Genomic DNA, 9,025 nt, shown 5'->3' with positions numbered 1-9,025 from the left:
GCAGAACCGCTTCGAGTCGACGATCAACTCGCTGCAGGTCTCGGCCGAGAACCTGGGTGCAGCCAAGAGCCGCATCGCCGACACCGACATGGCTGCCGAGATGGTCAAGTACACCGCCTCGAACATCCTGCAGCAGGCCGGCACCGCCATGCTCGCGCAGGCGAACCAGTCGGGCCAGGGCGTCCTGCAGCTTCTCCGTTGAGTCGCTGCGCCTGAGGCGCACAGGGCGCCCGGGCGGAGTCACCTCCGTTCGGGCGCCTTCCTGTAGGACACCTTGACCACATCGCACGGAAGACGACCGGGATGAAACTCGACGGACTCGTATCAGGGCTCAAGACCGAAGAGCTCATCAAGGCGCTGATGGACGTGTCGGCGATCCCCAAGACGCTGATCACGAACAAGATCACCGATCGGAACTCGATCATCACGAACCTGCAGTCGCTCAACACGACGCTGCAGGATCTGGTCGCGAAGGCCAAGACCGCGGCCGGAGCCACCTCGCTCGCCTCGTTCACCGCCACCTCCTCATCGGAGGGCGTGACCGTCGCAGCAGGCGCCACCGCGACCGCGTTCTCCACGGACATCGTCGTCGACGCCGCCGCGACCGCACACTCCCTCGTCACGGCCGCTGCAGGAGCCTCGGCATGGGGAGGCACCTTCACCGTGGTGGGGACCGACGGCGAGCCCGTCGAGATCACGCCGACCGGTACCGGCCCTCAAGACCTCGCGAAGGCCATCAACAACGCCAAGGCGGGCGTCACGGCCACCGTGGTCCCGGCCGGTACCGACGCCGACGGCAAGCCGCTCTCGCGCATCCAGCTGACATCGATCGAGACCGGCGCGGAGGGAGAGTTCACGCTCCATCGCGGCAGTGCAGCCGACGTCGCCGCCGGCACCGCGACCGACATCGGCGCACAGCCCGGGGCCGCCCTGATCACCCAGGGAGCGGACGCGAGAGTGCGACTGTTCGCGGGAACATCGGCCGAACAGGTTCTCACCAGCGCCAGCAACACGATCACGGTGGGCGAGGGCATCGACATCACGATCACGAAGCCCAGCGCCGACCCGGTCACCATCACTGTCGCGCGCGATCAGAAGAAGCAGACGACCACGGCCGAGTCCTTCGTCAAGGAGATCGCTGCCCTGTTGACGCGGATCGACAACGGATCGAAGGCGACGGTCGGCGGGGTCGGAGAATCGACCACGCTCGGGGTCTTCACGGGAGACAGCACCGTGCGCAACCTCCGCGGGGCGCTGGCGAACGCGGTGCAGCATCCGGTCGACGGCATCTCGCCCTCGACGATCGGGATCACGATCAACGAGAAGGGCGTGCTCTCGTTCGACGCCGAGAAGTTCGCAGCGGCGGTCGCCGAAGACCCCGAAGCGACGCAGGAGCTGTTCTCCTCGGTGGCGAGCAGGCTCGAAGCGGTGACGACCCAGTACTCCGACAAGTACGACGGACTCCTCACCGCACGCATCACCGGTCAGGAGTCCGAGGTCAAGACGCTCAAGACGCAGGTCGAGCGCTGGGACATCAGGCTCGAGCAGCGCCAGGCCACGCTCGAACGCACCTATGCACAGCTCGAGGTGCAGCTGTCGAAGCTGCAGTCCCAGTCGAGCTGGCTCACCGGTCAGCTCGCCGCGATGACGCCCAACTCCTCGTCGTCCTGAGCCGACAGCACACCCGAATCCGCATTGGAGTCCGCACTCATGCCCATCACTTCGCTCGACCGCGCCAAACAGCAGTACCTCGAACAGCAGGTCGCGTCGGCCTCGCCCGAGCGTCTGCTGGTCCTCCTGTACGACCGGCTCCTGGTCGACGTCGACCGCGCCGGCGTCTCGCAGGACGCCGGCGACTGGATCGCGGCCGGAACGCACCTCACGCACGCGCAGGCGATCGTCGCCGAGCTCAGCGGTTCGCTCACCGACGTCTGGGACGGCGCGGACGATCTGCGCAGCGTGTACACGTATCTCACCGGGCGCCTCATCGCCGCGAACATCGAGCGCGACCGTGCGATCACTGCGGAATGCCGCGACATCGTCGCGCCCCTGCGCGAGGCTTGGCGCAGCGCCGCCGAAGCCACGGCGGATGCCTCCCAGGCCGTCCGCACGGCGACGGCCTGATCTCTCGTGTCGGACAATCTCGCGACGTGGCTGGTGGTGCTCGACCAGTTCGAGCGGGCCCTCGACGCCGCCGACGATCAGATGACCGCGGCCGACTTCGAGCGCCCCTCGGGTCCGGTTCCCGAGCAGTTGCGGGAGCGAGCCGAGGCGGTGCTCGCGCGACAGCAGCTGATGATCGGCGGCCTCATCGCCTCGCGCGCCAACGTCGCGCGCGAGATCGCGGCGCTGCGACGCGTGCCGACGAGCGCCTCCGACACGCCCGCGTATCTCGACGTCGAAGGCTGAGCGGTCGCGGTTACGCCACGACCGCATGTCGCGATAGTCCCACCTGAGCACGGATAGCTCGACGACTGGCCAGGGATCGGCTTCTCCATCAACGTCCGGAGTGCCCCCGTGCTCGAATCCGTTACCTCTTCCGCGCTGATCAGCGCGCTCGACGGTCTGGCGCTGCGCCAGCGTTCGATCGCCGAGAACATCGCCAACGTCAACACCCCCGGCTATCAGGCCAAGCGCGTGCAGTTCGAAGACGAACTCCGCTCCGCCGTGTCGGCCGGCTCGGGTGCCGTGGCACCCACCGTCGAGAGGTCGCTGGAGCCGACGCGCGTCAACGGCAACAACGTGAACCTCGACACCGAGACCCTGTCGAACATCGACACCGTGCTGCGGTTCCAGTTCGCGAGCCAGGCGATCGGCGGCCAGGCGGCCTCGATCTCCAAGGCGATCGGGCAGGCGACCGCATGACCTTCGACGCCATCGGCATCGCCGGCACCGGTCTCACCGCACACCGCAAGTGGCTCGATGCGCTCAGTGACAACATCGCCAACGCCAACACCGCGACGCCCGCAGGCGAAGAGGCGTTCCGCGAGAAGCTCATCACCGTGCAGGCCGGCACCCAGAGCCCCGGCGTCTACGTCACGGGCGTCGCGGAATCCGAAGCGGAGGCGAAGCGGGTGCACGACCCGGATCACCCCTATGCCGACGCCGACGGGTACGTGCAGTATCCGAACGTCGAACTCGGCGACCAGATGAGCATGCTCATCGTCGCGCAGCGCGGCTACGAGGCGAACGCCGCGGTGGTCGACCGTGCCAAGACGACCTATGAGGCAGCCCTGCAGATCGGACGCAACTGATGAGCACGCCGATCGAAGGGATCTCGGCCGGGGTCAGCCCGCTCTCGGCGCTCAGCTTCGAGGGCGACAGCGGCGCCACGCCAGGCACCGGCGGAGGAGCGTTCGCGAATTCCATGACCGGGGCCATGGAGAATCTGCAGCAGCTGCAGGCGTCGTCGAACGAGCTCGCCGTGCAGGCGGTCACGGGCGACCTGCAGGACATCCACCAGGCGATGATCGCGTCGTCACGCGCCTCGGTCACGCTCGATCTGGTCGTCGCCGTGCGCGACCGCAGCGTGTCCGCCTTCAACGAGATCATGAGGATGCAGGCCTAACCGATGCCGAAGATGCTCACGGGGTATTTCGACCGCGCCAAGCAGGTCGTCTCGGGCTTCACCCTCGCCCAGCGCACGATCGCCATCATCGGCGTGGCGCTCCTTGTCATGGGTGCGATCGCACTCGGCTCATGGCTCGCGCGACCGCAGATGAGTCCGCTGTTCACCGGCCTGAGTGCGGGAGACGCGTCGGCGGTGGTCGACCAGCTCAAGACCGCCGGCGTCTCGTATGAACTCGCCGAAGGCGGCGCGACGATCCTCGTGCCGGACGATCAGGTGTACGCGCAACGTCTCGCCGCGGCATCCGCTGGTCTGCCCGGCGACTCGAGCGAGGGCTACACCCTGCTCGACAAGATGGGCGTGACCGCGAGCGAGTTCCAGCAGTCGGTCACCTACAAGCGCGCGATCGAGGGTGAGCTCGCCAGCACGATCGGATCGATGGACGGCATCAGCGCGGCGTCCGTGCAGCTCGCCATCCCGGAGGAGAGCGTGTTCGTCTCGGAGCGTCAGAGCCCCACGGCCTCCGTGTTCGTGAAGACGCGCAACGGGTCGACGCTCAGCGACGAGAAGATCGAGGCGATCGTGCACCTCACGAGCGCGGCGGTGCCGGGGATGACCCCGGAGGACGTCGCCGTCACCGACCAGAACGGCGCGGTGCTCTCTGCCGTCGGCGCGGGACTCACCGGCAGCTCGTCGAAGCAGGCGACCGAGCACGAGGCGAAGGTCGCGGCTTCGGTGAGCGCGATGCTCGAGACGATCGTCGGGCCCGGCAACGCGACGGTGACCGTCTCGGCGGACGTCGCGAACTCGACCTCGGAGCGCATGGACGAGACGTACTCCGCGCCGGAAGGCGAGCTGAGCGCCTCGGAGCAGACCAAGACCGAGACCTACACCGGCGGTCAGGCCGGGGGTACCGGCGTGCTGGGACCCGACAACATCGCGGTGCCGAACGGCGCTGCGGGCGACGGCGCATATGAGTTCGAGGAGACCTCGCGCGACAACGCGGTCAACAAGTCGACCGAGAAGACGGTCACACCCGCGGGAGAGGTGACCCGGCAGACCGTGAGCATCGCCCTGAACCGGGGTGCGGTCACAGGCGTCACCGCGGCGCAGGTCGAGACCCTGGTGGCCTCGGCCGCGGGGATCGATCTCGAGCGCGGCGACGCGATCGCGGTGGAGTTCGTCGAGTTCAGCGAGACGGGTGCGACGGCGGCCCAGACCGCGCTGGCCGCGGCCGAGGCCCAGCAGGCCGCTCAGATGCAGCAGGAGATGCTGCGTTCGGCGATCATCGGCGGCTCGATCCTTCTCGCTGTGATCATCCTCGTGGTCTTCCTGGCCGTGCGGCGCAAGCTCAAGCGCCGGGTCATGTACACCGAGGACGGACCGATCGAGTACTTCGCGACGGTGACCGAGAGCGAGGAGCAGAAGCTGAAGTCGCTCCGCGGACTCAAGGACGGCGATGCGATCCCGCTGCCCGCGCCGACCACGCTGCTGCCGTCAGCCGACGTCGACCTCGACCTCGACGACCAGCGCGAACCCGACCAGGTGCTCGTCGAGCGTCGTCGTCGCGAGATCGATGACCTGGCCAAGAGCGAGCCCGAGGCGGTCGCGGTCGCCCTCGCGAGCCTCATGGACGAGGCGAGAGTATGAACGCGCTGACCGAACTGCTGGATGCCCAGGCCGACACCGTCGACGTGTCGACGGCGGTCGTGTCGGCATCCGAGGCGGCCCCCGACCACACGATGAGCGGGCTGCGGAAGGCGGCCATCGTGCTCATGAACATGGATCGTGCCGCCGGCGCGCAGGTCCTGCGCCATCTCGGCGAGGAGCGCTCGGAGATGCTGGCCGCCGAGCTCACGCAGCTCGGTGGTGTGGATGTGGCCTCGACAGCCCGCGCGCTCGGCGAGTTCCGCCGCATCGCCACGGGCGGTTCCGTGCCGTCGAGAGGCGGACAGGAACTCGCCACCGGACTGCTCGAGACGGCCTTCGGGCGGGAGAAGGCCGTGGGCATGGTGGGCCGCGTGATGTCACAGGGCGCAGTGTCCTTCGACTTCCTGAATGCCGCGGATCCCGCGCAGCTCGCGACCGTGCTCGAGGGGGAGCTGCCGACGACCGTCGCCGTCGTGCTCGCGAATCTGCGAGCCGATCGAGCGGCAGCCGTGCTCGCCGCGCTGCAGGATCCGCTGCGCACCGACGTGGCGCAGGCGATCGCGACGATGGGCACCGCCACCCAGGAGGCGATCTCGATCGTGGCCGATTCGCTGCGTTCGCGCACCGGAGTGTTCGCGATGCGCGACAATCATGAATCGATCGGCGGAGTGCAGCCGCTCGTCGAGATCATCAACCGTTCGGACACCGCACTCGAGAAGTCGCTGCTCGCGTCGCTCGAGGGACGTGATCTGGCCCTCGCGGAGGACATCCGCAGTCGCATGGTGACGTTCGCCGACTTCGCACGCCTCGAGGACCGCGACGCACAGCGGGTGCTCCGCGGCATCGATCTGCGCATGCTCGCCCTCGCCCTCAAGGGGGCCGAGGAGCAGGTCGTCGACAAGGTGCGCTCGAACATGACCGAGCGCAATCAGGAGAACCTCTCCGAGGAGACTCGAGTGCTCGGTCCCGTGCGCATGCGTCAGGTCGACGAGGCACGTGCCGAGATCGTGCGCATCATCCGAGAGCTCGAAGCCTCCGAGGAGATCACGATCTCCCGCGATGACGAGGACGAGCTCATCGAGTGATCCCACCACCTGCGCGAGGCGCGACGGCGGTTACGCCGACGTCGCAGTGTCGCGATAGTGCCGGGGGAGCACGGATCGCTCGCCCTTCGGGCCACGGACAGGCCAGACCCTCTACCCCCGGGGTGCCCACCGTGCTCGATTCCGTCTTCACTCCGCTGGTGATGCCGCGCGTGGGCGAACCCCAGGTCGATCTCCAGGCCGAGACCGAGCAGGCCCGAGCGCGCGGGTACGCCGACGGCTATGCCGAAGGCGTGCGGCGGGCGCGAGCCGAAGCCGCGAACCGCGCCGATCTCGCGGAGCGACGGGAGCGCGAGCTCACCGAGACCTATCTGCATCAGAGAGGGGCCGCGCTGCGTGCTCTCGCTGCCGCGCGGGATGCTCTCGACGACCGGATCCGGAACGTCCGGGCGACCGATGCCGAGCAGCTCGAGCAGCTGGCCGTCGAGCTCGCAGCGACGATTCTCGGCGCCGAGCTCTCCGACCCCGCGCGCGCGGCCGCCCACGCGGTGCGCAGAGCAGTCGCCGAGATTCCGGCAGAGCGGTGGACGCGAGTCCTCCTGAGCGAGCAGGATGCGCCGATCGTCGAGGCCGATGCCGACCTGCAGGGCCTCATCGCGGGCATCGAGGTGGTCGCGTCCAGTGCCGTGGACCCCGGAGGCGCGATCGTCGAGGTCGAGAACGGGGCGGTCGACACCCGGATCGGGAACGCTCTGCGGCGCGCACAGGACGAGCTTCGGAGCGAGACCGAGTCAGAGGGGCGGACCTCCTGATGACGACACTCTGGGCGAACGCCGTCGCCGCAGCTCGGCCCGAGCACACGGGGGTCGTGCGGGCTGTGCGGGGGCTCGGCGTGGAGATTCGCGGCGTCGCCGGTGCGGTCGGCGACCGAGTGCGCATCGACACGACCACGGGTGGATCGGTCGAGGCCGAGATCGTCGCTGTCGACGGGGCATCGGCGCGGTGCATGCCCCTCGGCAGACTCGACGGGATCACCGCACGAGCGCGCGTGCGCCACGCCGGCGCACCGCTTCAGGTGCCCACCGGTCGGGCGCTGCTCGGACGCGTGCTCGACGGCCTCGGACGCCCGATCGACGGCAAGGGGCCGCTGCCGCGCAGCACTCCGCTCGTGCCGTTGGACCACGACGCGCCCAGCGTCATCACTCGACGGCGCATAGATCGCCAGCTCGGTCTCGGCGTGCGGGTGCTCGACACGATGACCCCGGTGGGCTCCGGCCAGCGCATGGGGCTGTTCGCGGGATCGGGGGTCGGCAAATCGTCGATCATGTCGATGATCGCCCGCGGATCCTCGGCGGACGTCACGGTGATCGCACTGGTCGGCGAGCGCGGTCGCGAGGTGCGGGAGTTCCTCGAGGACGATCTCGGAGAAGAAGGGCTGGCGCGCTCGGTGGTCGTCGTGGCGACGTCGGACCAGCCGGCCATGGCGCGGCTGCGGTCGGCCTTCGTCGCCACTCGCATCGCGGAGCAGTTCCGCGACGACGGTCTCGACGTCGTGCTCATGATGGACTCGCTCACGCGCGTCGCGATGGCGCAACGTGAGATCGGGCTCAGCGCCGGGGAGCCGCCGGCGACCCGTGGCTATCCGCCGTCGACGTTCTCGGTGCTCGCGAGACTGCTCGAACGGGCGGGCACCGCCGAGACGGGGTCGATCACGGGTCTCTACACCGTGCTGGTCGACGGAGACGACCACAACGAGCCGATCGCCGATGCAGCGCGGGGAATCCTCGACGGGCACGTCGTGCTCGACCGGTCCCTCGCGATCCGCGGGCACTTCCCGGCCGTCGACGCTCTGGGCTCGGTGTCGCGCGTGGTCTCGAAGATCACGACGCCCGCGCAGCGTCAGCAGGCCGTGATGCTGCGCAGCGTGCTGGCCGCACGTCGCAGCGCCAACGATCTGATCGACATCGGTGCCTACCGTCAGGGGGCCAACCCGCTCGTCGACGCCGCCATCGAACACGAGGCGGAGATCGCGCGGTTCCTCACCCAGCCGATGGACGACCTCAGCGCCGTCGACGAATCCTGGCAGCGACTCGCTGCCCTCACGAGCGAGTTCGGAGGACTCACCCCATGACCTTCCCTCTGGCCGGGCTGCTCCGCGTACGCGGCGCCCAGGAACGCGTCGCCGCCGAGCGACTCTCGCGCGCGACGGCGGAGCGCATGCAGTCCGAATCCGCGGCGCAGGACGCCCAGGCGAGCCTCGCCGATCTCAGCTCCCACGTGAACGACGCGGCCACACTGTTGGCCATGGCGGCGGCGCGGGCCGCAGGTCGCAGCGCCCTCAGCGATCTGCAGGCGCTCACCGAGCTCCACCGTGCCGAGGAGGACGAGGCGAAGTACGCGCATGTGGAGGCGAAGCAGGAGCTGAAGGGCCTCGAGAGGCTCGAGAGCACTCACCGCGTGGAGGCGGCGCGCGCCGAGCTGTCGGCCGAGCAGAACAGGCTCGACGAGATCGCGGTCGCCCGTGTCGGCCGCGGAACGGCGGGTGCGGCATGACCGGGATCGACGGCGTGATCGCCCGTGTCAGCGAGATCGAGAGTCGCATCGTGGCCCTCGATCCGGCGGCCCGCAGCGCGGTCGAGGCGGCGTCCACCGCTGCCCCGGCGGGAGGAGAGGCGTCCGCCGCCACCGCGTCGACATTCGCGGGGCTGCTCGAGGCCGCGAAGAGCGCGGCGGCGGGCACACCCGATGCGCAGGCGCCCGCGGG

12 protein-coding genes and 1 pseudogene are annotated in these 9,025 nt (G+C 69.2%); all 13 read left to right on the top strand.

From position 1 onward, the window contains the following. Nucleotides 1-202 (top strand): flagellin (locus RWO82_RS14080; protein ID WP_314428136.1); only part of this gene is annotated, 202 nt, incomplete at its 5' end. 101 nt (nucleotides 203-303) lie between these two features. Next, nucleotides 304-1,671, top strand: coding sequence for a flagellar filament capping protein FliD (gene fliD / locus RWO82_RS14075; RefSeq protein WP_314428134.1), 1,368 nt, complete (start codon nucleotides 304-306; stop codon nucleotides 1,669-1,671). 39 nt (nucleotides 1,672-1,710) lie between these two features. Continuing rightward, nucleotides 1,711-2,124, top strand: a complete 414-nt coding sequence (gene fliS / locus RWO82_RS14070) for a flagellar export chaperone FliS (protein WP_314428132.1) — start codon at nucleotides 1,711-1,713, stop codon at nucleotides 2,122-2,124. Between the two features lie 6 nt (nucleotides 2,125-2,130). Further along, nucleotides 2,131-2,409, top strand: coding sequence for a hypothetical protein (locus RWO82_RS14065; RefSeq protein WP_314428130.1), 279 nt, complete (start codon nucleotides 2,131-2,133; stop codon nucleotides 2,407-2,409). Nucleotides 2,410-2,517: 108 nt separating this feature from the next. Then, nucleotides 2,518-2,865: a flagellar basal body rod protein FlgB gene (gene flgB, locus RWO82_RS14060; protein ID WP_314428128.1), complete on the top strand. Its 348-nt coding sequence runs from the start codon at nucleotides 2,518-2,520 to the stop codon at nucleotides 2,863-2,865. Beyond that, on the top strand, nucleotides 2,862-3,254 hold the full coding sequence (gene flgC / locus RWO82_RS14055) for a flagellar basal body rod protein FlgC (protein ID WP_314428126.1): 393 nt from the start codon (nucleotides 2,862-2,864) through the stop codon (nucleotides 3,252-3,254). Before flgB ends, flgC begins: the two co-directional genes overlap by 4 nt. Then, nucleotides 3,254-3,568, top strand: a complete 315-nt coding sequence (gene fliE, locus RWO82_RS14050) for a flagellar hook-basal body complex protein FliE (protein ID WP_314428124.1) — start codon at nucleotides 3,254-3,256, stop codon at nucleotides 3,566-3,568. The genes flgC and fliE overlap by 1 nt, the downstream gene beginning before the upstream one ends. A 3-nt stretch (nucleotides 3,569-3,571) precedes the next feature. Continuing rightward, nucleotides 3,572-5,218, top strand: a complete 1,647-nt coding sequence (fliF, locus tag RWO82_RS14045; protein WP_314428122.1) for a flagellar basal-body MS-ring/collar protein FliF — start codon at nucleotides 3,572-3,574, stop codon at nucleotides 5,216-5,218. After that, nucleotides 5,215-6,303 (top strand): flagellar motor switch protein FliG, encoded by a 1,089-nt coding sequence (fliG, locus tag RWO82_RS14040; RefSeq protein ID WP_314428121.1) that lies wholly within the window; start codon nucleotides 5,215-5,217, stop codon nucleotides 6,301-6,303. Before fliF ends, fliG begins: the two co-directional genes overlap by 4 nt. A 122-nt stretch (nucleotides 6,304-6,425) precedes the next feature. Then, the gene (locus RWO82_RS14035; protein WP_314428120.1) at nucleotides 6,426-7,073 is read left to right on the top strand and encodes a FliH/SctL family protein; all 648 of its coding nucleotides are present in this window, start codon (nucleotides 6,426-6,428) and stop codon (nucleotides 7,071-7,073) included. Continuing rightward, nucleotides 7,073-8,392, top strand: a complete 1,320-nt coding sequence (locus RWO82_RS14030) for a FliI/YscN family ATPase (protein ID WP_314428119.1) — start codon at nucleotides 7,073-7,075, stop codon at nucleotides 8,390-8,392. Before RWO82_RS14035 ends, RWO82_RS14030 begins: the two co-directional genes overlap by 1 nt. After that, nucleotides 8,389-8,814 (top strand): flagellar FliJ family protein, encoded by a 426-nt coding sequence (locus tag RWO82_RS14025; protein WP_314428117.1) that lies wholly within the window; start codon nucleotides 8,389-8,391, stop codon nucleotides 8,812-8,814. The genes RWO82_RS14030 and RWO82_RS14025 overlap by 4 nt, the downstream gene beginning before the upstream one ends. Further along, a pseudogene (locus RWO82_RS14020) lies at nucleotides 8,811-9,025 on the top strand (hypothetical protein); the annotation flags it as partial. The gene RWO82_RS14025 and the pseudogene RWO82_RS14020, both read left to right, overlap by 4 nt.

Origin of the sequence: uncultured Microbacterium sp. (genome assembly GCF_963521645.1) — a bacterium.
Classification (GTDB): domain Bacteria; phylum Actinomycetota; class Actinomycetes; order Actinomycetales; family Microbacteriaceae; genus Microbacterium.
This window is presented reverse-complemented; position numbering and strand designations above follow the sequence as displayed.